This window comes from Pseudomonas sp. HLS-6 TE3448 (assembly GCF_053629555.1).
In genome coordinates, this window is the sequence record NZ_JBRJIO010000001.1 from 1,633,413 (window position 1) to 1,656,779 (window position 23,367).

Annotated in this window: 25 protein-coding genes; 10 read left to right on the plus strand and 15 right to left on the minus strand. The window is 62.0% G+C overall.

From position 1 onward, the window contains the following. The first annotated feature begins 15 nt into the window (after positions 1-15). Complete coding sequence (locus tag AB7M23_RS07650) at positions 16-1,212, plus strand: class I SAM-dependent rRNA methyltransferase (protein ID WP_454240542.1); 1,197 nt, start codon at positions 16-18, stop codon at positions 1,210-1,212. A 39-nt stretch (positions 1,213-1,251) separates the two neighbouring features. On the opposite strand, the gene AB7M23_RS07655 is transcribed toward AB7M23_RS07650, so the two are convergent. Then, positions 1,252-2,934, minus strand: coding sequence for a DUF4153 domain-containing protein (locus AB7M23_RS07655; protein ID WP_454240543.1), 1,683 nt, complete (start codon positions 2,932-2,934; stop codon positions 1,252-1,254). 306 nt (positions 2,935-3,240) lie between these two features. Here AB7M23_RS07655 and ilvD point away from each other — a divergent pair, with 306 nt between their 5' ends. Continuing rightward, entirely contained in the window at positions 3,241-5,082 is a 1,842-nt protein-coding gene (gene ilvD / locus AB7M23_RS07660; protein ID WP_065758182.1) for a dihydroxy-acid dehydratase, read from the plus strand. A gap of 149 nt (positions 5,083-5,231) precedes the next feature. Here ilvD and mtgA read toward each other — a convergent pair whose 3' ends face one another. Next, the gene (gene mtgA / locus AB7M23_RS07665) at positions 5,232-5,954 is read right to left on the minus strand and encodes a monofunctional biosynthetic peptidoglycan transglycosylase (RefSeq protein ID WP_065758183.1); all 723 of its coding nucleotides are present in this window, start codon (positions 5,952-5,954) and stop codon (positions 5,232-5,234) included. Positions 5,955-6,038: 84 nt separating this feature from the next. Between mtgA and AB7M23_RS07670 the strand changes: the two genes are divergently transcribed. From AB7M23_RS07670 to trmB, 4 genes are all read left to right on the plus strand, one after another. Beyond that, positions 6,039-6,410, plus strand: a complete 372-nt coding sequence (locus tag AB7M23_RS07670; RefSeq protein ID WP_163937190.1) for a DUF423 domain-containing protein — start codon at positions 6,039-6,041, stop codon at positions 6,408-6,410. A 103-nt stretch (positions 6,411-6,513) separates the two neighbouring features. Further along, positions 6,514-6,714 (plus strand): sulfur carrier protein ThiS, encoded by a 201-nt coding sequence (thiS, locus tag AB7M23_RS07675; RefSeq protein WP_065758231.1) that lies wholly within the window; start codon positions 6,514-6,516, stop codon positions 6,712-6,714. 50 nt (positions 6,715-6,764) lie between these two features. Continuing rightward, positions 6,765-7,559, plus strand: coding sequence for a thiazole synthase (locus AB7M23_RS07680; protein WP_065758185.1), 795 nt, complete (start codon positions 6,765-6,767; stop codon positions 7,557-7,559). A gap of 9 nt (positions 7,560-7,568) precedes the next feature. After that, positions 7,569-8,291: a tRNA (guanosine(46)-N7)-methyltransferase TrmB gene (gene trmB / locus AB7M23_RS07685; RefSeq protein WP_102053216.1), complete on the plus strand. Its 723-nt coding sequence runs from the start codon at positions 7,569-7,571 to the stop codon at positions 8,289-8,291. Positions 8,292-8,327: 36 nt separating this feature from the next. Here trmB and AB7M23_RS07690 read toward each other — a convergent pair whose 3' ends face one another. The 9 genes from AB7M23_RS07690 to AB7M23_RS07730 form a co-directional block, all read right to left on the minus strand. After that, positions 8,328-8,651, minus strand: a complete 324-nt coding sequence (locus AB7M23_RS07690) for a DUF3392 domain-containing protein (protein WP_065758187.1) — start codon at positions 8,649-8,651, stop codon at positions 8,328-8,330. Positions 8,652-8,660: 9 nt separating this feature from the next. Further along, on the minus strand, positions 8,661-9,875 hold the full coding sequence (gene hemW / locus AB7M23_RS07695; protein ID WP_454240544.1) for a radical SAM family heme chaperone HemW: 1,215 nt from the start codon (positions 9,873-9,875) through the stop codon (positions 8,661-8,663). Continuing rightward, the gene (rdgB, locus tag AB7M23_RS07700) at positions 9,872-10,474 is read right to left on the minus strand and encodes an RdgB/HAM1 family non-canonical purine NTP pyrophosphatase (protein WP_454240545.1); all 603 of its coding nucleotides are present in this window, start codon (positions 10,472-10,474) and stop codon (positions 9,872-9,874) included. The genes hemW and rdgB overlap by 4 nt, the downstream gene beginning before the upstream one ends. After that, positions 10,471-10,905, minus strand: coding sequence for a DUF4426 domain-containing protein (locus tag AB7M23_RS07705; RefSeq protein ID WP_330522221.1), 435 nt, complete (start codon positions 10,903-10,905; stop codon positions 10,471-10,473). The genes rdgB and AB7M23_RS07705 overlap by 4 nt, the downstream gene beginning before the upstream one ends. Before the next feature lie 26 nt (positions 10,906-10,931). Continuing rightward, positions 10,932-11,552, minus strand: coding sequence for a methionine biosynthesis protein MetW (gene metW, locus AB7M23_RS07710; protein WP_454240546.1), 621 nt, complete (start codon positions 11,550-11,552; stop codon positions 10,932-10,934). Positions 11,553-11,559: 7 nt separating this feature from the next. Then, entirely contained in the window at positions 11,560-12,699 is a 1,140-nt protein-coding gene (gene metX, locus AB7M23_RS07715; protein WP_065758192.1) for a homoserine O-succinyltransferase MetX, read from the minus strand. A gap of 152 nt (positions 12,700-12,851) precedes the next feature. Next, positions 12,852-13,442, minus strand: coding sequence for a YggT family protein (locus tag AB7M23_RS07720; RefSeq protein ID WP_454240547.1), 591 nt, complete (start codon positions 13,440-13,442; stop codon positions 12,852-12,854). Between the two features lie 10 nt (positions 13,443-13,452). Beyond that, positions 13,453-14,271: a pyrroline-5-carboxylate reductase gene (gene proC, locus AB7M23_RS07725; RefSeq protein WP_099773330.1), complete on the minus strand. Its 819-nt coding sequence runs from the start codon at positions 14,269-14,271 to the stop codon at positions 13,453-13,455. A 36-nt stretch (positions 14,272-14,307) separates the two neighbouring features. Beyond that, positions 14,308-14,994 carry a YggS family pyridoxal phosphate-dependent enzyme gene (locus tag AB7M23_RS07730; RefSeq protein ID WP_330522222.1) on the minus strand — a complete coding sequence of 229 codons (687 nt, stop codon included), beginning with the start codon at positions 14,992-14,994 and terminating at the stop codon, positions 14,308-14,310. A 65-nt stretch (positions 14,995-15,059) separates the two neighbouring features. Between AB7M23_RS07730 and AB7M23_RS07735 the strand changes: the two genes are divergently transcribed. Further along, positions 15,060-16,094, plus strand: coding sequence for a type IV pilus twitching motility protein PilT (locus AB7M23_RS07735; protein WP_454240548.1), 1,035 nt, complete (start codon positions 15,060-15,062; stop codon positions 16,092-16,094). Here the strand turns inward: AB7M23_RS07735 and AB7M23_RS07740 are convergent. Further along, positions 16,091-16,714: a C40 family peptidase gene (locus tag AB7M23_RS07740; RefSeq protein ID WP_065758197.1), complete on the minus strand. Its 624-nt coding sequence runs from the start codon at positions 16,712-16,714 to the stop codon at positions 16,091-16,093. The two genes, AB7M23_RS07735 and AB7M23_RS07740, sit on opposite strands and share 4 nt — an antisense overlap. A 155-nt stretch (positions 16,715-16,869) precedes the next feature. On the opposite strand from AB7M23_RS07740, the gene AB7M23_RS07745 reads away from it, so the two are divergent. Continuing rightward, positions 16,870-17,289 (plus strand): NINE protein, encoded by a 420-nt coding sequence (locus tag AB7M23_RS07745; protein WP_454240549.1) that lies wholly within the window; start codon positions 16,870-16,872, stop codon positions 17,287-17,289. A 21-nt stretch (positions 17,290-17,310) separates the two neighbouring features. On the opposite strand, the gene AB7M23_RS07750 is transcribed toward AB7M23_RS07745, so the two are convergent. The 3 genes from AB7M23_RS07750 to AB7M23_RS07760 all read right to left on the minus strand — a co-directional run bounded on the left by AB7M23_RS07750 (position 17,311) and on the right by AB7M23_RS07760 (position 22,129). Continuing rightward, a complete protein-coding gene (locus AB7M23_RS07750) occupies positions 17,311-18,006 on the minus strand; it encodes an SPOR domain-containing protein (RefSeq protein WP_065758199.1) in 696 nt (231 codons plus the stop codon). 1 nt (position 18,007) lies between these two features. Next, positions 18,008-19,744, minus strand: coding sequence for an arginine--tRNA ligase (gene argS, locus AB7M23_RS07755; protein WP_065758200.1), 1,737 nt, complete (start codon positions 19,742-19,744; stop codon positions 18,008-18,010). A 165-nt stretch (positions 19,745-19,909) separates the two neighbouring features. Then, positions 19,910-22,129, minus strand: coding sequence for a primosomal protein N' (locus tag AB7M23_RS07760; protein WP_454240550.1), 2,220 nt, complete (start codon positions 22,127-22,129; stop codon positions 19,910-19,912). A 167-nt stretch (positions 22,130-22,296) separates the two neighbouring features. On the opposite strand from AB7M23_RS07760, the gene rpmE reads away from it, so the two are divergent. Together rpmE and AB7M23_RS07770 are read left to right on the plus strand one after the other, a co-directional pair. Then, complete coding sequence (gene rpmE, locus AB7M23_RS07765; protein WP_065758202.1) at positions 22,297-22,512, plus strand: 50S ribosomal protein L31; 216 nt, start codon at positions 22,297-22,299, stop codon at positions 22,510-22,512. A gap of 35 nt (positions 22,513-22,547) precedes the next feature. Then, positions 22,548-23,336, plus strand: a complete 789-nt coding sequence (locus AB7M23_RS07770; RefSeq protein ID WP_454240551.1) for a thermonuclease family protein — start codon at positions 22,548-22,550, stop codon at positions 23,334-23,336. Positions 23,337-23,367: the final 31 nt, after the last annotated feature.

Below are 23,367 nucleotides of genomic sequence, written 5' to 3' on the forward strand. Positions count from 1 at the left end.
TTCCGGAGCGACGTCATGTCCCTGCCCAGCCTTCGCCTCAAAGCCAACGCCGACCGCCGCCTGCGCGCCGGCCATCTATGGGTTTACAGCAACGAAATCGACGTCGCCGCGACCCCGCTGCATGGCTTCAAGGCCGGTGATCAGGCCGTGCTGGAAGCCGCGGGCGGTAAAGCCCTTGGCATCGTCGCCATGAGCCCGAACAACTTGATCTGTGCTCGCCTGCTGTCGCGTGATGCCAAGCTGCCGCTGGACAAGTCGCTGCTGGTGCACCGCCTGAATGTGGCCCTGTCGCTGCGTGAGCGCCTGTTCGACAAGCCTTACTACCGCTTGGTCTACGGTGATTCCGACCTGCTGCCGGGCCTGGTGGTCGACCGTTTCGGCGACATTCTGGTCGTGCAACTGGCTTCGGCCACCATGGAACTGCACCGCGACGACATCCTTGCCGCGTTGGTCCAGGTGCTCAAGCCAAGTGGCATCCTGTTCAAGAACGACTCCGCCGCACGTGATGCCGAAGGGCTGAACCGCTACGTGGAAACCGCATTCGGCCTGGTGCCCGAGTGGGTTGCACTGGAGGAAAACGGCGTGAAGTTCGAAGCGCCGGTGATGGAAGGCCAGAAAACCGGCTGGTTCTATGACCACCGCATGAACCGTGCGCGCCTGGCGCCGTACGTCAAAGGCAAGCGTGTTCTCGACCTGTTCAGCTACATCGGTGGCTGGGGCGTGCAGGCCGGTGCCTTTGGCGCCAGCGAAGTGTTCTGCGTCGACGCTTCGGGCTTTGCCCTGGACGGCGTTGAGCGTAACGCTGCACTCAACGGTATTGCCGAGAAGGTCACCTGCGTCGAAGGTGATGTATTTGAAGCACTGAAAGAACTGAAAGCTGCCGAAGAGCGTTTCGACGTGATCGTGGCCGACCCACCGGCGTTCATCAAGCGCAAGAAAGACCTGAAGAACGGCGAGGGCGCCTATCGTCGCCTGAACGAGCAAGCCATGCGCCTGCTCACCAAGGACGGCATTCTGGTCAGCGCGTCGTGCTCGATGCACCTGCCTGAAGACGACCTGCAGAACATTCTGCTGACCAGCGCCCGCCACCTGGACCGCAACATCCAGTTGCTGGAACGTGGCGGCCAGGGCCCGGATCACCCGGTACACCCGGCGATTCCGGAAACCCGCTACATCAAGAGCCTGACCTGCCGTTTGCTGCCTAACAGCTAACATGCGGTGCCGGTGTTGGGCTGCTCGGCAGCTCAACACCTAGTCGTGCGTTGGCAATGCGCTCAGTTCCACACCGTCGATGTTGAACGTGTTAAAGCGTGGTTTGACCGGCTTTAGCGCACCCTGGCGGATCAACTCGATCACGCGCGCCGGGTCGTCCTGCCCCTCCAGGTCTGCAGCCGCTCGCCACTCGCCGTGCTCATCACGCTCCAGAATGTAAGCCTTGAACGCCCATTCCTCCTTGGACACGAGCAGCACCTCGTTGCGACCGTCGTCGTTCAGGTCCATGGCGTGCAGTACGCAACCAGCCCCCTGGCAATGCATGCCGATGAACGCGCCTTTCAGCATCGTCTCGACACCGTCCTCGGTATTGCCGACCCACTCGATCTTCAAGGCGTTATCACGGCCGTCAAATTCTGCCGAGTTCGAGCGGTAGGTCGGCTCTTTCAAAATCTCACGCAGCTGCTCGCGCCCTTGAGCGTCCAGAATCTGCCCGCGGTCCACTTCGGCCGTGAGCCATTCGAGCTGCTCGATTCCAGGCGCACCAAGCCGGTAACGCAGGGTCCAGGCATCGAAGTCCGCCACCGCTGTACGCCCGCTGAGCAGGCGTTGCACCTGGTGCTTTGCGCTCCAGGTTTCAGGGCTCACCAGTGGCGTATGCACCAGTACCAACACTACGCAGCCAAACAGGGCAATGGGCGGGTTGCTGGTACGCAGATGCCCCAGCCACACCGGCTGCCGGCGAATAACCGCCCACACCGCCGCAAGGCTATACAGCAGCGCGACCAGCAGCAGTGGGATCGCCATGAAACGTTGCGGCGTCAGGCCGTATTGCTCAATGCGCAGCCAGGTCGAGTAGCCCGCCAGTACGACCAGCACCGGCAAGCACAGCAGGGACAACTCCACCAAAAGCCGCAAGCCTCTGGCGTATGGGGCGCTGTCGTGACCGTCCTGGAACACACCATTGACCAGAAACAGGTTAAGCCCCACCAGGCACAGCAGGATCAGGGTCGAAGAACCGGTATCCCAGACCGGTTGCAGACCACTGAATGGCAAGGTCAGGATGAACAGCACGGTCATCAGTGCTCCGAATGGCAGCAGGAAGCGGCACACCGCCAGCAGCACGCCACGCAGCAGCCCAATGACCGTCTCTTTCTCGCGGCCTATGCGCATGCCGAGGGAAAACACCAGTGTCAGGGCGATCGCGAGGAACAGTGGTGACTCGAGCACCGCCTTGACCTGCGGCACGCCCAGCATCTTGAACAGCGCACCACACAACAGCACCAGCAGCATCACCACCATGATCAGCTGCTGGGCGAGCAGCACGATGAAGATGTTGTTCCAGGCATGCCTGAACAGGTCTTCATAGCGTGGCCAGCGGCCTTCACGGGTTGGCCAACTGGCGATGAAGGCGCAGCCGATGTAGCCCAGCAGGCTTGCGCAGACCACCCAGGACCCTTGCAGCCACTGCGAGCCGTTGTCGGAAAAGACCCAGCCGCTGATCGCCGTCATCACCAATGTCATCAGTGCAACCAGTACCCAGGTGCCGCGCTGCAGCACTGAACGCCCGAGCAGTTGCAGGTTGATCCCGCCGACGGTAGCCAGTGTCACCAGCATGGTGCTGATCCAGGGGATCTCCAGCCAAAGTGCGCTCAAGAGCAACAGCCCCTGAAGGGCGCCAACGAGCAGATAGAAATATAACGAAGGGGATAACGCGGGCATGCCAAGTCCTTTTGCCGGGGGAGCTGCGAAGGGCGGCAGTCTAACCAAGTGCCGCCAGATTTTCCCCTTGGAGGCACCGCTGACGCACCAACCCGCTATAGCGCCATTCCTTCCCGCGGCCAGCCGTGTAGAATCGGCCTATTCATCGCCAGTCATCCCCGGCGGGTTTATGAGCTCTGGCCGAGCGCACGGCGATCCCGCGGCGTTCTCGGCTTCATCCGCACCAGCGGCCACCTGCCTTCGGTGCAAAGGACAAGAGACGCTCACTCCCCTTTTTGTTACCTGCTTAGCCGCCAGGAGTGCTCCATGCCAGATTACCGCTCGAAAACGTCCACCCACGGCCGCAACATGGCCGGCGCACGCGCCCTGTGGCGCGCCACGGGTATGAAAGACGACGATTTCAAGAAACCGATCATCGCCATTGCCAACTCGTTCACCCAGTTCGTACCGGGCCACGTCCACCTCAAGGACCTCGGCCAACTGGTCGCCCGTGAGATTGAACGCGCCGGTGGCGTGGCCAAGGAATTCAACACCATCGCGGTCGATGATGGCATCGCCATGGGCCATGACGGCATGCTCTACTCGCTGCCAAGCCGCGAGATCATCGCCGACTCGGTCGAGTACATGGTCAACGCTCACTGCGCCGACGCCATTGTCTGCATCTCCAACTGCGACAAGATCACCCCCGGCATGCTGATGGCCGCCCTGCGCCTGAACATCCCGGTGATCTTCGTTTCCGGCGGCCCGATGGAAGCCGGCAAGACCAAGCTGGCCAGCCACGGCCTGGACCTGGTCGACGCCATGGTCATCGCAGCCGACTCCTCGGCCTCCGATGAAAAGGTCGCCGAGTATGAGCGCAGCGCCTGCCCGACCTGCGGTTCCTGCTCCGGCATGTTCACCGCCAACTCGATGAACTGCCTGACCGAGGCCCTGGGCCTGGCCCTGCCGGGCAACGGCTCGACCCTGGCCACCCACAGCGACCGCGAACAACTGTTCTTGCAGGCTGGCCGGACCATCGTCGAGCTGTGCAAGCGTTACTACGGCGAGAACGATCAGAGCGTTCTGCCGCGCAATATCGCCAGCTTCAAGGCGTTCGAGAACGCCATGACCCTGGACATCGCCATGGGCGGATCGACCAACACCATCCTGCACCTGCTGGCCGCGGCCCAGGAAGCCGAAATCGACTTCGACCTGCGCGACATCGATCGCCTGTCGCGCAAAGTGCCGCAGTTGTGCAAAGTGGCGCCGAACATCCAGAAGTACCATATGGAAGATGTGCACCGCGCCGGTGGCATCATCAGCATCCTCGGTGAACTGGCCCGTGGTGGCCTGTTGCATACCGACCTGCCGACCGTACACAGCAAGACCATGGCCGATGCCATTGCCAAGTGGGACATCACCCAGAGCGATGACCCCGAGGTGCATACCTTCTTCCGCGCGGGCCCGGCCGGTATTCCGACCCAGACCGCCTTCAGCCAGTCGACCCGTTGGGAAACCCTCGATGCCGACCGTGAAAACGGCTGCATTCGCAGCGTTGAGCACGCCTACTCGCAAGAAGGCGGCCTGGCTGTGCTTTACGGCAACATCGCCCTGGACGGCTGCGTGGTGAAAACTGCTGGCGTCGATGAGTCGATCCACGTGTTCGAAGGCAACGCGAAGATCTTCGAAAGCCAGGACAGCGCGGTACGCGGCATCCTCGCCGACGAAGTGAAGGAAGGTGACATCGTCATCATCCGTTACGAAGGTCCGAAAGGCGGCCCGGGCATGCAAGAGATGCTCTACCCGACCTCGTACCTGAAGTCCAAAGGTCTGGGCAAGGCTTGCGCGCTGCTGACCGACGGTCGTTTCTCTGGCGGTACCTCGGGCCTGTCGATTGGCCATGCTTCGCCAGAAGCGGCAGCCGGTGGTGCAATCGGCCTGGTACGTGATGGCGACAAAGTGCTGATCGACATCCCGAACCGCTCGATCAACCTGCTGGTGGACGACGCCGAACTGGCTGCACGCCGGGTTGAGCAGGACAAGAAAGGCTGGAAACCGGTTGAAGTGCGCCCACGTAAAGTGACCACTGCGCTGAAAGCCTACGCCCTGCTGGCCACCAGCGCCGACAAGGGTGCGGTACGCAACAAGGCCCTGCTCGACGGGCTGTAAGGCGCTGCGCCAAGCCTTACAAACAAAGCCCCTGACCGAAAGGCCAGGGGCTTTTGTTTTGCAGGCGTTTGCTCAATAGGGCGACCTGTACTGCATGGCCTTGTTCACATCGTGTGGCAACTGGCTTGCCAGTGATACAGGGCAGCGGCTTACTGATTCCAGGGCGCTGCACGTCGGCTGTCGAGCAAGCTCAGGTAACTGCTGCCGCCCAACTGGCGCATCTGCTGGCGTATCCAGCTGGCACGTCGCGCGACGTAGCTGCTGGGGTGGCTGGCGCTCCATTTGCGTGGGCTGGGCAGCACGGCAGCGAGCAGGCTGGCCTGTTGCTGGGACAGGTTACGGGCGTTGACACCGAAATGGTGCCGGGCGGCGGCCTGTGCGCCAAACACCCCGTCATCCCATTCAGCGCTGTTGAGGTACACCTCAAGGATGCGCTCTTTCGACCAAAACACCTCGATCAGCGCCGTGAACCAGGCTTCCAGCCCCTTGCGCAACCAGCTACGCCCCGACCAGAGAAACAGGTTCTTCGCCACCTGCTGGCTCAGCGTGCTGGCCCCGCGGATGCTGCCACCACGTTCGTTGTGGGCCAGCGCGGCCTGGATTGCCGTGAAATCGAAGCCCCAATGCTCAGGGAATTTCTGATCTTCTCCGGCGATCACCGCCACTTTCAGATCGTCAGAGATCTGTTCCCAGGGTTGCCAGTCGCGCTGCAGGTCTATCGGTTGACCGTTGAACCAGGAGGCAACCTTGCGCTCGACCATCAGTGCAGTGCCCGGTGGCGGCACCCAGCGAAAGAGCAGCACCAGCAGGGCACTGCCGGCCGCGAACCAGAGCAGGGCACGAGTGAGGCGACGCAGTAGGGATGACAGCATAAGAGAGATGGCTTGGCCGAACCGATGGAGCGGGCCATTATACAGACCCTCTGCCTCGCCATGGTCCTGACTGGGAGTTGTCTTATGCTTCGTAGTTTCTTGTTGCTCGCTGCCTTTTTCGGTTTTACCGGTGTCGCCCTTGGCGCCTTTGCCGCCCACGGCCTGAAAGCACGCTTGAGCAGTGAGTACCTGGCGATCTTTCAAACCGGGGTCACGTATCAACTGATTCACACCCTAGCCCTGCTGGCGGTAGCGTTGCTCGCCACGCAGCTCCCCGGGCGCCTGGTGGGTTGGGCCGGTGGCCTGTTCAGCCTGGGTATCGTGCTGTTCTCCGGCAGCCTGTACCTGCTGACACTCACCGGCGTCGGCAAGCTGGGCATCATCACGCCACTGGGCGGCGCGGCATTCCTCGCGGGCTGGTTGTGCCTGGGGCTTACCGCCTGGCGCTTGAGTTGACTGATCGGTCGAAAACCGGGACGAATGGCGCTGCTTTGCCTTGGTCATCCGCGTGGATCGGGGCTAGAATGCTGGCCCCCTGAAAATAATGGCTGCCGTCCGCATGCGCATTCAATTGAACGGTGAACCCTATGAGCTGCCTGACGGTACGACCGTCGAGGCATTGTTGACCCGGCTGGAGTTGGTCGGCCGCCGGATTGCAGTGGAACTCAACCTGGATATCGTGCCGCGCAGTCAGCACGCCGCCACCGCCCTGCGCGAAGGCGATCAGGTCGAAGTCGTCCACGCCATTGGTGGCGGCTAGGCCGCCCCGCGATTCACCTGCAAGCCCCTCAACCCCCAAGAGGATTTCCGATGAGCAATGTTCGTAGCGACAAGCCTTTCACCCTGGCTGGCCGTACCTTCCAGTCGCGCCTGCTGGTGGGTACCGGCAAGTACCGTGACATGGAAGAAACCCGTCTGGCCATCGAGGCCTCGGGGGCTGAGATCGTCACCGTCGCCGTGCGCCGTACCAACATCGGCCAGAACCCGGGCGAGCCGAACCTGCTCGACGTGCTGCCGCCAGACCGCTACACCATCCTGCCGAACACCGCCGGTTGCTATGACGCCGTCGAAGCCGTGCGTACCTGCCGCCTGGCCCGCGAACTGCTCGATGGGCACAACCTGGTGAAGCTGGAAGTGCTGGCGGACCAGAAGACCCTGTTCCCCAATGTGATCGAAACCCTGAAGGCCGCCGAAGTGCTGGTCAAGGACGGTTTCGACGTGATGGTGTACACCAGCGATGATCCGATCATCGCCCGGCAACTGGCCGAAGCTGGCTGCATTGCCGTGATGCCGCTGGCGGGCCTGATTGGCACCGGCCTGGGCATCTGCAATCCGTACAACCTGCAAATCATCCTGGAAGAAGCCAAGGTGCCTGTGCTGGTCGACGCCGGTGTCGGTACCGCCTCGGACGCGACCATTGCCATGGAGCTGGGTTGCGAGGCCGTGCTGATGAACTCGGCGATTGCCCATGCCCAGCAGCCGATCATGATGGCCGAGGCCATGAAACATGCAATCGTTGCCGGCCGCCTGGCGTACCTGGCCGGTCGTATGCCGAAAAAACTCTATGCCAGCGCCTCGTCGCCGCTGGATGGTCTGATCAAGTAAGAGCTCCCGATGACTGAATCGCAACAACCGCCGATCTCTCCTGAAGGCGAAGAGCGTCAACACCGCCGCATCAAGAGTTTTGTGATGCGTGCCGGCCGCATGACTGAAGGCCAGCAGCGTGGTCTGGACCAGGGCGCGCCGCTGTTTGTCCTGCCGCTGAGCGACAGCCCGGTGGATTTCGACCAGGTTTTCGGTCGCGCCGCGCCGCGCACGCTGGAGATTGGTTTCGGCATGGGCCATTCCCTGTTGGAAATGGCCGCTGCTGCGCCTGAACAGGACTTCATCGGTGTCGAAGTACACCGGCCGGGTGTCGGTGCGCTGCTCAATGGCGTGCTGACCCAGGGCCTGAAGAACCTGCGGGTGTATGACTGCGATGCCATCGAAGTGCTGAACAAGTGCGTGGCTGACAACAGCCTTGATCGCTTGCTGCTGTTCTTCCCGGACCCTTGGCACAAGAGCCGTCACCACAAGCGGCGCATTGTTCAGCCGGCATTCGCCGAGCTGGTACGCAGCAAGCTGAAGGTCGGTGGTGTGCTGCACATGGCCACGGACTGGGAGCCCTATGCCGAGTACATGCTGGAAGTCATGAACGTTGCACCGGGTTACCGCAACCTGGCAGCGGACGGCAAATGCGTACCGCGACCTGAAGAGCGCCCGGTTACCAAGTTCGAGCGTCGCGGTGAGCGGCTCGGGCATGGCGTCTGGGACTTGAAGTTCGAGAAGCTGGCGTAAGCCTCTGCGCGAGCCGGCACTGCCGGCTCCTGCAGGTCAGCGGCGGTCGGCGACAACGCCGATCAGCACCAGTACCACCAGCAGTACCGGTGCCAGGGCATAGTTGTTGAACTGGCTCAGGCCGCGCACCACCCAGGGTGTGGCATAGATCAGCGCCGCACCACTGCCGATCAGGCACAGCAGGGCCATGAACGGGACGCGCAAGGCGCCCGCCAGATTGCCGATCCGTTGTTCGATCCAGCCCTTGATATCCGTGCCGAACAGCACCAGCAGGCAGCCGACCAGCGCCAAGGAAATCTCCGACAGGTTACTGCGGCTCCAGCGGGAAACGGTTGAGAGCAGGTCGAGTACCAAGTCCATTCGCAATCCTTAGGTCAAGAAATACTGCAGCAGGTCGTTGAGGAACAACTGGCCGCGTGGCGTGGCCACCAGTCGCGTCGGTTCGACCTGCAAAAGTCCCTTTTGTTCGGCTTCGCGACGTGCCGCCGCCAACTGTTCCATCGGCAGCCCGGTACGCTGGCTGAACAGCTCCGCGTCCACCCCTTGAGTCAGGCGCAGGGCGTTCATCAGGAACTCGAACGGCAGCTCCTCAACGGGCAACAGCTTTTCACCCGCCTTGAAGGCTTTGGCCGGGTTCAGGTAGTCCTTGGGCAGGCGAGTCTTCCAGGTGCGCACGATGCGCCCGTCCGGGTGGCTGAGTTTGCCATGGGCGCCCGCGCCAATACCGATGAAGTCGCCGAAGCTCCAGTAGTTCAGGTTGTGCCGCGCAGCGCGCCCGGGCTGGGCGTAGGCGGACACTTCGTACTGGGCGTAGCCATGCTCGGCAAGCAGGGCCTGGCCGGCTTCCTGGATATCCCAGAGGATGTCGTCTTCGGGCAGCACCGGTGGCTGGTTCCAGAACACCGTGTTCGGCTCCAGGGTCAGCTGGTACCAGGACAGGTGGGTCGGGCCCATGGCGATGGCTTGGCGCAGGTCGCTCAGGGCGTCATCCAGGGACTGATCGGGCAAACCGTGCATCAGGTCCAGGTTGAAGTTGTCGAACCCGGCCCGTCGTGCCATGTCGGCCGCACGCACGGCTTCTTCACCGTTGTGGATACGCCCCAGGGCTTCGAGCTTGGCCTGTTGGAAGCTCTGGATGCCGATCGACAGGCGGTTGATGCCCAGTTGCCGGTAGGCGGTGAACTTCTCCTGCTCGAACGTTCCGGGGTTGGCCTCCAGGGTGATTTCAATGTCACTGGCGAACGGGATGCGTTGTTCGACACCGGCCAGCAACCGGCCCAGTGCCTGTGCGCTGAACAGGCTAGGGGTGCCACCACCGAAGAAGATCGAACTCAGCGGCCGGCCATAGACGGCAGGCAACTCCTGCTCAAGGTCAGCCAGGAGTGCGTCGACATAGGCCTCTTCTGGCAGCTCGGCACTGGCCGCATGAGAGTTGAAGTCGCAGTACGGGCATTTGCGCACGCACCAGGGGATGTGGATATACAGCGCAAGGGGTGGCAGCTGTGGCAGCGCCAGCCGAGGTGCCTGGGAGCTGAAGCCAGCCTCGCTCAGGTGCAGAGGCTGTGCTGGTGAATGCTCGGTCATGCCAGGCCCAGGCCCAGGCGCTGTCGCAGCAGGCTCATGGCGCGAGCACGGTGGCTCAGCTGATTTTTCTCGACCGGGTTCAACTCGGCGCTCGAGCAGTTGCGCTCCGGCACCCAGAACAGCGGGTCATAACCAAAGCCGTTGGCACCGCTGGCTTCGGTCAGGATGCGACCGTGCCAGAGACCTTCGCAGAGAATGGGTAGCGGATCGTCAGCGTGCCGTACCAGTGCCAGCACGCAAACGAACTGGGCTGTGCGCTGGTCGTGTGGAACGTCCTTGAGAACGTCGAGCAGCTTGGCGTTGTTGGCCGCGTCGCCCTGGCCATCGGCGTAGCGTGCCGAGTAGATGCCTGGGGCGCCACCGAGGGCGTCCACGGCCAGCCCTGAATCGTCGGCCAAGGCCGGCAACCCGGAAATACGCGCCGCATTACGGGCTTTGAGGATGGCATTCTCAACGAACGACAGGCCGGTTTCCTCGGGCTCTACGCTACTGAATTCACCGATTGAACGCAGTTGAACCGAGTCGCCGAGCATGGCCTGGAGTTCTTTCAGTTTGCCGGCGTTATGGCTGGCCAATACGAGCTGTGGAAAAGTCATCATTCGCCTGGGAATACTTCCTGGTTAAAGCTGAAACTGTTGGTTTTGCCAGCGGCACCGACAGTGACCGTGAAGGTGTAGGTTTCTGGCTGCTGCACCGGGAACTGGGCAATGTAGTACGTCGCGCCCTGATCATTGACCTGCTTGAAGGTAAGGTCGGTCTTACGGCTGGTCAGGTCACTGACCGTGCCGCTGACCGAGGCGGCGCTGGGCTTGCCGTCCTTGAGAACGGTGATGTTCAGCACGCCCTGGTTCTTGCTGCGTACAAGGCCAGCAGCCTGGGCCGTCGCCGGTTGCAGGAAGCCGGAGTTGAAGACGCTGTAGTGAACGGTCACATCACCGAAGACTTCCTTGCGCTCGGGCTTGGCGGCATCGGCAGCCAGGACCGGGATGGCCAGGCACAGGCTGCATAGAAACAGGACTAGACGGCGCATGATCGTACTCCTCGAAAAGGGCGGGGTTAAACCGCGACCTGATGTTCCTGCAGGCCCGGGCTGTTGACACGGTAAATGCCGATCTCACCTAGTAGATTAGGCCAAAGCTTGCTTGCCCACCCGTGGCGGTGCAAGTGGTCTACTGCCAGGCGGTCGAGTACTTGTGCCCGGCGCTCGCGGCACAGCGCCTCGAAGTCTTCAAAGGTGCAGAAGTGGATGTTCGGCGTGTTGTACCAGGTATACGGCATGAAGTCCGACACCGGCATGCGACCTTTGGTCGCCAGGTACCAGCGGCAGCGCCAATGACCGAAGTTGGGGAAGGTGATGATGCACTGGCGACCGACCCGCAGCATTTCGTCGAGAATCCGGTCCGGGTATTCGACCGCCTGCAGGGCCTGGGTCATGACCACGACATCGAAGCTGTTGCTGGCAAAGTTGCCCAGGCCCTTGTCGAGGTCCTGTTCGATGACGTTGACGCTCTTGGCCACGCACTCGGCGATGTTGTCGGGGTCGATTTCCAGGCCGTAGCCGGTTACCTGTTTGTTGGCGCGCAGCGAAGCCAGTAGCTCGCCATTACCGCAGCCAAGGTCGAGTACCCGGCTGCCAGCGGGGATCCAGTCTTGGATGATTTCCAGATCGGCTCTCATGGGGTCCTCAGAGGGCAATGCGGTTCATGTAGCGGGAGAAGGCCTGCAGGTACCGTGGGATCGGGATCAGGAAGGCATCGTGGCCTTGTGGCGCATCGATCTCCAGGTAGCAGACGTTTTTCTTCGCGGCCATCAGTGCGTCGACGATCTCCCGCGAGCGGGCGGGCGAGAAGCGCCAGTCGGTGGTGAACGACATCACGCAGAAATCGGCTTTGACGCCGGCCAGGGTCGCGGCCAGGTCACCCCCGTGGGCGGCGGCCGGGTCGTAGTAGTCCAGGGCCTTGGTCATCAACAGGTAGGTGTTGGCGTCGAAACGCCCCGAAAATTCTTCGCCCTGATAGCGCAGGTAGCTTTCAACCTGGAATTCCACGCTGTGGAAGTCGTAGTTGAGCTTGTCGCTTTTCAGTTCGCGGCCAAACTTCTCGCCCATCGAGTCATCGGACAGGTAGGTAATGTGCCCGACCATGCGCGCCAGCATCAGGCCGCGCTTGGGGATTACGCCGTGCTCCTGGAAGTAACCGCCGTGGAATTCCGGGTCGGACAGGATGGCCTGGCGCGCCACTTCGTTGAAGGCGATGTTCTGTGCCGAGAGTTTCGGTGCCGAAGCGATGGTCAGGCAGTGGCGTACCCGCTCGGGGTAACTGATGGTCCACTGCAGCGCCTGCATGCCGCCGAGGCTGCCGCCAACGACCGCCGCCCAGGTGCTGATGCCAAGCCGGTCGGCCAGGCGTGCCTGGCTGTGTACCCAGTCTTCCACGGTGAGCACCGGGAACTCGGCACCAAAAGGCTTGCCGGTCGCCGGGTTTATGCTGCTTGGCCCGGTGGAACCGTTACAGCCGCCGAGGTTGTTCAGGCTGACGACGAAGAAACGGTTGGTGTCGATAGGTTTGCCGGGGCCGATGCAACTGTCCCACCATCCGGGCTTGCGGTCGTCGGCGCTGTGGTAGCCCGCCGCGTGGTGGTGCCCCGAAAGGGCATGACAGATCAGCACGGCGTTGCTCGCGCTGCTGTTGAGTGTGCCGTAGGTTTCGTACATCAGGTCGTAGGCGGCCAGCGAACGACCGCAGGCCAGGGCCAGGGGATCGCTGAAGTGCGCCAGTTGCGGTGTTACCAGACCGACCGAATCTTCGGGAAAGACAGTGGACATCGACCCTGCTCACGCTTAAATGAGGCGTAAGTCTAAAGACCGCTGGGGTGGGGGGCAAGCCGCGTGGTAGATGGCTGGCCTTGCCGACGAAGCCCTGTGAATTCATCGTCGGCAAGGCCGCCTCTGCGGGCGTGGTGTCGTCAGGCCTGAAATCAGACCAGCAGGCGCAGGATCTCTGGCATTGCGGTCATGGCTGCCAGGTTGTTGATGACCAGCATGTCGATCAGTTTCAGCGCCATGAACGCCAGGATCGGCGAAATATCCAGGCCGCCGAGGTTTGGCAGCAGGCGACGGAACGGGGCCAGGAACGGATCGCAGATCTGGTTGACCAGTTCGGCACCAGGGTTGTGGCTGCCCGGTGCGACCCAGGACAGGATCACGCTGACGATCAGGGCGAAGAAGAAGATCTTCAAGAACAGCGCGGTGACGCCAATGATCGACCAGATCAGCAACTGCAACGGGTTGCCGGTGGTGCCGTAGGCCAGCAACAAGGTCAGGCCCATCAGCAGCAGCTGTACGGCCAGTGCCAGCAGCAATGACGACATGTCCAGGCCGAACAGGCTGGGGATGATCCGGCGCAACGGTTTGAGCAACGGCTGGGTGGCGCGTACGGCAAACTGGCTGAGCGGGTTGTAGAAGTCTGCGCGAACCAGCTGCAGGATGAAGCGCAGCATCACGACCAGCAGGAACAGGCTGCCGAGGGTCTGCAGAATGTAGATTGCAGCGGTGTTCAGTCCGATCATCTTCGGCTCCTTAGTTGCCTAGTTGTTCGGCCAGTTCGGCCGAGCGGTGCGCAGCTGCGCCCAGCGCTTTTTCCACCAGCGCTTCGAATCCATCAGCCTGGAAGGACTTGATCGCCGCCTCCGTCGTGCCGGCTGGCGAGGTCACCCGACGGCGCAATTCAGCTGCGTCGACATCACTGGTAACTGCCATTTGCGCGGCACCCAGTGCGGTTTGCAGGGTCAGGCGTGCTGCGGTTTCACGTGGCAGGCCAAGTTTCTCGCCGGCTGCAGTCATGGCTTCGATCAGCAGGAAGAAGTAGGCCGGGCCGCTGCCGGATACGGCAGTAACGGCGTCCAGTTGCTGTTCCTGTTCTAGCCACAGTGCAATGCCTACGGCCGAGAGCAGTTGTTCGGCCTGCTGGCGCTGTTCGGCACTGACCTGGGCGGTGGCGAACAGGCCGCTGACGCCCTGGCGCAGTAGCGCTGGGGTATTGGGCATGCAGCGTACGATCGGCTGGGCGCCAAGCCATTGGTTCATGCTGGCGCAGGTGATGCCGGCAGCAATCGAGACGACCAGTTGGTTCGGCTTGAGGCTGGGTTGCAGTGCCAGGCAAACGGCTTTCATGGCCTGCGGTTTGACGGCCAGCACGATCACGTCGGCGCCGTCGATGGCCTCGGCATTGTCGGCGAACATCTCGATGCCGTGTTCGGCGTGTACTTTGGCGCGCTGTTCGGCGCCAGGGTCGCTGGCGCGAATCTGCGCAGCCTCCAGGCCCTGTGCGCGCAGGCCGCCGATCAGGCTGGCGGCCATGTTGCCGGCACCGATAAAGGCAATACGAGTCTTGCTCATGTCAGGTCCTTGTCGAAAAAGGTGAGTAAAGCAGGGTCAGGGTTGGCCGTAGTCACGGGCTCCAAACAGCGCGGTACCGATGCGCACCCAGGTTGCACCCTGTGCAATCGCCGACTCCAGGTCGTGGCTCATGCCCATGGATAACGTGTCGAGTGGCAAGCCCAGGCTGGCCTGCAGGTCGCGTACCTTGGCAAAGGCTGCGTCCTGCGCGGTGCGGTCTTCGGTGGGCTCGGGTATCGCCATCAAGCCACGCAGCTTCAGCCGTGGTAGCACCGCGATGGCAGCGGCCAGCGCGGGCAGTTCCTCCGGGGTGCAGCCGGACTTGCTGTCTTCGCCACTGACATTGACCTGAATACAGATGTTCAATGGTTCCAGCGATTCAGGGCGCTGCTCGGAAAGGCGTTGAGCGATTTTCAGGCGATCCACGGAATGTACCCAGTCGAAGTGCTCGGCGATAGCGCGCGTCTTGTTCGACTGAATGGGGCCGATGAAGTGCCAGGTCAAGGGCAGGTCGGTCAATTCGGCCTGTTTGCCCAGGGCTTCCTGCAGGTAGTTCTCGCCCATGTCGCGCAGGCCGGCAGCGAAGGCTTCGCGCACGGCGGCGGCAGGTTTGGTTTTGCTCACGGCCAGCAGCTTGATGCTGGCCGGATCTCGCCCGGCAGCCTCGGCGGCACGGTGGATGCGCTCGGCGAGGGTGGAAATGTTGTCTGCTATGGTGGACATGATCGATGCCAGCGGCTCTTTGGGTCTGCGGCATTCTACCTGCTTGGCGGTGTTTGGGGAGTCTTATGGATGTGACTGAACTGCTGGCCCTTGCTGTCAAGGAGGGGGCCTCGGACCTGCACCTGGCGGCGGGTGATGTGCCAATGATCCGCCTGGATGGCGAGATGCTGCGACTGGATTTGCCGCCGCTTGAGCCTGATCAGGCGCGGGCGTTAATCGCGCAAATCATGACGGATCAGCAAAAAAAGGATTTCAAAACCCTTCAGGATCTCGATTTCTCCTTTGCCATGGCGGGGGTAGGGCGCTTCAGGGTAAATGCCTTCGAGCAGTTGCAGGGCGTGGGGACGGTATTCCGGTTGATCCCCTCATCGGTACGTGGCCTGGCTGAGTTGGGGCTGGGGGCTGTTTTCCGGCAAATCGCCGAACTGCGTAGTGGGCTTGTATTGGTGACCGGGCCCACCGGCTCGGGAAAGTCCACCACCCTGGCAGCCTTGATTGATCACCTGAACCGCGAGCGCGCCCTGCATATTCTCACGGTCGAAGACCCGATCGAGTTTATCCACAGCCCGGTGCGTGGCCGGATCAGCCAGCGTGAGGTGCAGCGTCACAGTCACAGTTTTGCGGCGGCGCTACGGGCCGCCCTGCGTCAGGACCCGGATGTGATCATGCTGGGGGAATTGAGGGACCTGGAGACGATTCGCCTGGCCCTGACGGCGGCCGAAACCGGGCATCTGGTGCTGGCCACCCTGCATACGGGCTCGGCAGCGAAGACCGTTGACCGGATCGTCGATGTATTTGCTGCCGAGGAAAAGCAATTGGTACGTGCGATGCTGGCCGAGTCCCTGCAGGCAGTGGTGTCTCAGGTGCTGGTGCGCAAGCCCGGTGGTGGCCGGGTGGCCGCGCACGAGATCATGCTGGCGACGCCGGCGATTCGCAATTTGATCAGGGAGGGGAAAGTGGTGCAGATCCAGTCTGCAATCCAGACCGGCGGGGCGCTGGGCATGCAGACCCTGGACAGTTGTCTGCAGGGTCTGATGGCAAGGGGGGAGATCAGTGCTGATACGCGCCGGGCGGTGGGATGCGCGCCCGGTGGGTTTTAGCGCTTGGCCAGGTTCAGCTGTTGCTGGTCCTTGGGCAGTACGCGCTTTGCAACCACATAATGGTTCTGCCAGTAAGGCTTGTTCAGCGTATCAATGCTGACGCGCTTGCCGGTGCGTGGCGCATGGATGAAGCGGTCGTTGCCCAGGTAAATGGCAACGTGGTTGACCTTGCGGCTCTTGATGTTGAAGAACAGCAAGTCGCCCGGTTTCAGGTCTTTTTTATCGACCTTGATGCCGTGGCCGCTGGCCATGGCGTTGGAGGTGCGAGGCAGGTCGACTTCATCGATATCGTTGAAGGCGTACTTGACCAGGCCGCTGCAGTCGAAGCCTTTGCTTGGGCTACTGCCACCCCAGCGATAGGGGGTGCCCAGCGCGTTGACGGCGCGGCTCAGCACATCGCTGCTTTGCTTGGCCGACAGGTTGGCCGTTGATTTTGTCGGTTTTGCACTACGGTTGGCATAGTGGATCGGTGATGCCGAACCTTTGTTGGCGTGTACGCCGGTGGCATTGGCGGTATAGCCAGAGAAGCCATTAGGAAGACGTTGCTCACGATTGGTGGCGTGGGCGGCCAGGGGCAATAATAGGCAAATAGTCAGCCATGTCTTGAAAAGGGGACGCATAGGCAGGGCTCTTGTTGGTTAGCGCGCAACTTTATAACAGCTTTTTTGCGCGGATCTGCCCCGTTGGTCGATTTCGACGGCACCATACGTCGGCTTGCTACTGAAAAGTCACATTTTTGTTTAGAAAATTTTCACATAACCCGCTGAGGCTACGAATGAACAGTTATCAACAGAGCCCACCCTTCCATGACACGCACAGCAAGGTTGTAGGCTATCTGCTGTGGTGCTTCGGTTTTCTCGGTGCGCACCGCTTTTACTATGGCAAGCCAGTCACAGGCACAATCTGGTTCTTTACCCTGGGGTTGCTCGGCATCGGCTGGTTGATCGACCTGTTCCTGATCCCGTCGATGGACCGTGAAGCCGACATGCGCTTTCACTCTGGGCCTTTGGATTACAACATCGCCTGGATTCTGCTGACGTTTCTTGGGGTGTTTGGCGTGCATCGCATGTACCAGCGCAAATGGATCAGTGGCCTGATCTATCTGGTGACGGGCGGTCTGTTTCTGGTGGGCGTGCTGTACGACTTCTGGACCCTGAACGACCAGGTGTCGCTGAGAAACGCCCAACGGCGCTAAGGCGCCGCTGAGCGAGGGTGCTTACTGGCGGTTTTGGCGCTGCTGCAAGAGCAGGTTGTTGAAGCCGCTACCGGCCAACTGCTTCTGGGCCACGGTCAATTGTTCGCGGTTGCTGAACGGGCCCACCAGCACGCGGTACCAGGTTTCGTCGCGGACCATGCCGGACTCGACCTGCACGGCCTGGCCGAGCAGGATGATTTGCGCACGGACCTTGTCGGCGTCAGCCTGCTTGCGGAACGAGCCGGCCTGCAGGAAGAACTGGGTGGTCGCTGCCGGTTTCACCACGGGAGGTGGCGGTGGCGGCGTTTGCCCCAGCAGTGCGGCCTGGGCCCTGGCGGTGTCGATCTTCGCGGCTTCAGCCGGTGTCACCGGCTGCTGTGGCTGGGCGGGTACCGGCGGGGTTTTCTCCGGTACGGCTTCCGGCGGCACGATGACTTCCGACTCTGGCAGCAAGGTGTAGAAGTCGTATTTCGGCTTCACCGGTTGCTGTGGGCTGGGCGGTGTCTTGTTCGCTTCGGCAGCGCGCTCGGCTTTCTGCTGTTCGGGCTTGCTCCGCTTGACCTCGTCGGTGCTCGGATCAAGCTTCATCAGAAAGACAATGAACGCGCCCACGGTCAGGCCGACAGCCAGCCACAGCCAGCCGGGGATCGGTTTCTTCTCCGGTGCCTGATAGCGGCTGGCGCCGCGCTTGGGGGCGGGCTTTTTCTTGGCTGCCACCTTACATGCGCTCCAGGGTTTCCAGGCCCAGCAGTTCCAGGCCCTGCTTGAGGGTGCGACCGGTCAGTGCGGCCAGGCGCAGGCGGCTCTGTTGCTGTTCGGCCGTTTCGGCGGCCAGGATCGGGCAGTTCTCATAGAAGCTGGAGAACAGGCCGGCTACGTCGTACAGGTAGCTGCAAAGCACGTGCGGCGTACCTTTTTCAGCAACGTTGTTCAGGGTTTCGCCGAATTGCGCCAGGCGTGCCGCGAGGTCGTGTTCCTGGGCGGCTTGCAGGGTGATATGGCCGTCAACTTCGCTGAAGTCCTTGCCCAGCTTGCGGAATACGCCCGCCACGCGGGTGTAGGCGTACAGCAGGTACGGCGCGGTGTTGCCTTCGAAGTTGAGCATCAGGTCGAAGTTGAAGCTGTAGTCGCTGGTGCGGTGCTTGGACAGGTCGGCGTATTTCACCGCATCGATACCGACAACCTGGGCGATGGCGCGCAGTTCATCTTCCGCCAGTTGCGGGTTCTTTTCCTTGACCAGGGTGTACGCACGTTCCTTGGCTTCGGTGAGCAGGTCGATCAGCTTGACCGTGCCGCCGTCGCGGGTCTTGAACGGGCGGCCATCGGCGCCGTTCATGGTGCCGAAGCCCATGTGCTCCATGATCATGTCGTTACCGACGAAGCCAGCGCGGCGGGCGACTTCGAACACCTGCTGGAAGTGCAGGGCCTGGCGCTGGTCAACGAAATACAGGGCGCGGTCGGCCTTGAGCACGTTGCTGCGGTAGCGCACGGCTGCCAGGTCAGTGGTCGCGTACAAGTAGCCGCCATCGGCCTTCTGCACGATCACCGGCAGTGGGTCGCCGTCGGCGGTCTTGTACTCTTCGAGGAATACGCACTGGGCACCGTTGCTTTCGACCAGCAGGCCCTTGGCCTTGAGGTCGTTGACCACGTTGATCAGGTCGTCGTTGTAGGCGCTTTCGCCCATGACGTCAGCCATGGTCAGTTTGACGTTGAGCTGCTCGTAGGTCTTCTGGCAGTGCGACAGCGAGATGTCCTTGAAGCGGGTCCACAGCTTCAGGCATTCGGCGTCACCGGCTTGCAGCTTGACCACCAGGCCGCGCGCGCGGTCGGCGAAGGCTTCGGACTCGTCGAAGCGCTTTTTCGCGGCGCGGTAGAAGTTTTCCAGGTCCGACAGCTCGTCGCTGGTGATCGGGTTTTCTTCCAGATAGGCCATCAGCATGCCGAACTGGGTGCCCCAGTCGCCGACGTGGTTCTGCCGGATCACGTTGTCGCCGAGGAACTCGAGTACGCGGGCGACGGCATCGCCGATGATGGTCGAGCGCAGGTGGCCAACGTGCATCTCTTTGGCCAGGTTGGGTGCCGACAGGTCAACGACCACTTTCTGTTGTGGGCCGGCTTTCTGTACGCCAAGTTTGCTGTCGGCCAGCGCGGCGTCGAGGCGTGACGCCAGGGCCTGGGTATTCTGGAAGAAGTTCAGGAAGCCGGGGCCGGCGATTTCCACTTTGCTGACCTGGGCATCGGCGGGCAGGGCCGCGATGATTTTTTCGGCCAGGTCGCGTGGCTTCATGCCGGCCGGCTTGGCCAGCATCATCGCGATATTGCTGGCGAAGTCGCCGTGGGTCTTGTCCCGGGCGTTTTCCACCTGGATCGCCGGCGTAAGCCCTTCAGGCAGCACACCGTCGGTGACGAGTTGGGTGAGGGCTTGCTGGATCAGCTGGCGAATGGTGTCTTTCATGGGATTCTCTTTCGACCGCAAGCGCGGCGGCGCTTGGATGCGCAGGTGGAAAAACTGAACATTATCCGTTGCTGGCACGAGCTTGCCAACCTTTGGGGCTGTCTTGCGTTCGATCCTCTGCAATACGTACTCAAACCGGCCTCGTTGACGATGAGGCCGGATGGGTCAGTAGAGGTCGACCGGGTCCACATCCAGCGACCAGCGTACCTGCCGCCCGCTGGGCATGTGTTCCAACAATAGCAGCCAGGCATTGATCAGCCGATGCAGCGGCGCGCGTGCGTTGGCCTGCAGCAGCAACTGTGCGCGGTAACGACCGGCCCGACGCTCCATTGGCGCAGGTACTGGCCCGAGCAGTTCGATGCCATGCAGGTTGTGCTCGGCCAGCAGTTGTTCGGCGGCGGCGCAGGCTTCATCGAGAAAGCCTTCGGCCTGCCCCGGCTTGTGGGCTTCGGCGCGCAGCAGGGCAAGGTGTGCGAAGGGCGGCAGGCCTGCTGCACGACGCTCGCTCAGGGCCTGCTCGGCAAAGGCGAAGTAGCCTTGTTCGGTCAGTTGCACCAGCAATGGATGGTCGGCCAGGTGAGTCTGGATAATGACCCTGCCGGGCTCTTCTGCGCGCCCTGCGCGGCCCGCAACTTGAACGATCAACTGGGCCATGCGCTCGCTGGCGCGGAAATCGCCGGAAAACAGTCCACCATCGGCATCGAGAATGGCAACCAGCGTGACCCTCGGGAAGTGGTGACCCTTGGCCAGCATCTGGGTGCCGACCAGAATGCACGGCTGACCGCGCTGGATGGTGGCAAACAACTGGTTCATCGTATCCTTGCGCGAGGTGCTGTCGCGGTCGACGCGTAGCACCGGGTAGTCCGGGAACAGGATGCTCAGGCGTTCTTCGGCGCGCTCGGTGCCGGCGCCGACCGGGCGCAGGTCGACCTTGTTGCATTGTGGGCACTGGCGTGGCACGCGCTCGTCATAGCCGCAATGGTGGCAGCGCAACTCGCCGGAGCGCTGGTGAACGGTCATCCGCGCATCGCAGCGCGGGCACTCGGACATCCAGCCGCAATCATGGCAGAGCAATGTCGGGGCAAAGCCTCGGCGGTTGAGGAACACCAGTACCTGCTGCCCCGCTGCGAGTGTCTGGCCGATGGCTTGTTGCATCGGGCCGCTGATGCCGCTGTCCAGTGGGCGACTCTTGACGTCCAGACGCAGAAAACGCGGTGCCTGGGCACCTCCGGCGCGGTGGTTCAGGCGCAGCAGGCCGTAGCGACCCGTGTAGGCATTGTGCAGGCTTTCCAGCGATGGCGTGGCGGAGCCCAGCACGATCGGGATGTTTTCCTGGCGAGCGCGCACCAGTGCCAGGTCGCGTGCGTGGTAACGCAGGCCTTCTTGCTGTTTATAGGAGCCGTCGTGCTCTTCATCAATGATGATCAGCCCCGGGTTCTTCATGGGGGTGAACAGGGCTGAACGGGTGCCGATGATGATGTCGGCCTCGCCATCGCGGGCCGCCAGCCAGGCATCCAGGCGTTCGCGATCGTTGACCGCTGAGTGCAATAAGGCGATGCGGGCATTGAAGCGTTGCTCGAAGCGGGCCAGGGTCTGTGGGCCAAGGTTGATCTCGGGGATCAGAATCAGCGCCTGTTTGCCGGCTTCCAGGGCTTCACGGATCAGTTGCAGGTAAACCTCGGTCTTGCCGCTGCCGGTGACACCAGCAAGGAGGAAGGCGTGGAAGCTGTCGAAGCCGGCTCGCACGGCGTTGAAGGCGGCGTGCTGTTCCTCGTTGAGCGGCAGTTCCGGTTGTGCCAGCCAATGCTCATGGCGCTGTTGCGGCGCATGGCGGCGTACTTCAACCTGCACCAGTTCTTTGCTCAGCAGCAGGTCAAGGCTGTCTTTGTTCAGGCCCAGTTTGCCGAGCAGGCCGTGGGCGACGCCGTGCGGGTGCTGGGCCAGGGTCGACAATGCTTCACGTTGGCGTGGTGCCCGGGCAATGCGCGGGTCGTCCAGGCGTGCGCCAGGTGCAATCTGCCAGAAGCGCTCCTGCCGCGCTTCGGCCGGTTCACCCTGGCGCAGAAACACCGGCAGCGCCCAGCTGAAGGTGTCGCCCAGGCTGTGCTGGTAGTACTGCGCGGTCCACAGGCACAGCTTGAAGAAGGCTGGCGGCAGTGGAGAGACCGGGTCGAGCAGCGCGATGGCGGGCTTGAGCTTGTCGGCTGGGACGTCACTGTGGTCGCAGACCTCCACCAGGATGCCGATCATTTCGCGCCGACCGAATGGCACCCGAATGCGCATGCCGGGTGTCAGTTCGACGCGGGCCATGCTCGCTGGGGCCCTGTAGTCGAACAGTCGCCGCAGGGGCGAGGGCAGAGCAAGGCGCAGAATGACGTCGGACACGCGGTAATTTCTCTGAAGGGGGATTCCTGAACCGCCGAGCCTAGCAGACGACCGCCGGTGCAAGCGACAACTTGCGTCGACCGTCGGCTCTGGTATTATTCGCCGCCTAATTACGTGCGGTATTCAACAATGGTGTTGGATGGCGGCACGCAGTCGAGGAAGTGACCATGAAGCCAGAAATTCATCCAACATACGAAGCCGTTACTGCCACCTGCAGCTGCGGCGCTGTCATCGAAACCCGTTCGACTCTGTGCAAGCCACTGAGCCTCGACGTGTGCTCGCTGTGCCACCCGTTCTACACCGGTAAGCAAAAAGTACTGGACACTGGCGGCCGCGTACAGAAGTTCGCCGATCGCTTCGGCATGTTCGGTGCCAAGAAGTAAGATTGCGCGCAAGGCTAGCCCCTGTGGGCCTGTCAATGCTGCTGAAGAAGGCGTCCCTCGTGGGCGCCTTTTTTATGGGCGCGATTTGGCAGGGCGTCGCCTTGGCGTTCTGTCCTGCCCCGGCCGGCGTACAGTCGGTTAGCGTCACGCAGGTGGTCGATGGCGATACCGTGCGTCTGGAGGATGGGCGCAGCGTACGCCTGATTGGGGTAAATGCCCCGGAAATCGGTCGCAAAGGCCGCAGCAGTGAACCGTTTGCCGACGCTGCCCGGCAACGCCTGCAAGCGTTGGTCAAGGCCAGTGGCGGGCGTGTTGGCCTGCAGCCCGGCGCGCAAGGTCGCGACAAGTATGGGCGTACACTTGCACATATCTACACACGCAATGGCGACAATATTGAGGCGCAGTTGTTGGCTGAAGGACTGGGCTATCGCGTGGCAGTGGCGCCTAACGTGGCGCTGGTAGCGTGCCAGCAGGACGCCGAGCGAGTGGCTCGCCAGGCGGGGCTGGGGCTTTGGCGCGCACCTGCAGTGCGTACTGCCGGGCAAATCGAACAGTCGGGCTTTGCGCTGATTACTGGCCGGGTTCGGGGCATTGAGCGTAACCGTGGCGGCATCTGGATCGAAATCGACGAAGGACTGGTGCTTCAGGTCAGCCCGCGCTTGCAGGGTGACTTCCCATCGTCCTTTTTTGAGGGTCTCAAGGGGCGCAAGGTCGAAGCACGGGGTTGGGTGCTGGATCGTTCCCGCAAAGGCGGGCTGAAATCGGGGCAGGCGCGTTGGTTGCTGCCGCTGACTGACCCAAGCATGCTCGAGCGGGTTGATTAAGTAAAAATTGTGGACATTTTTAAAATAAATT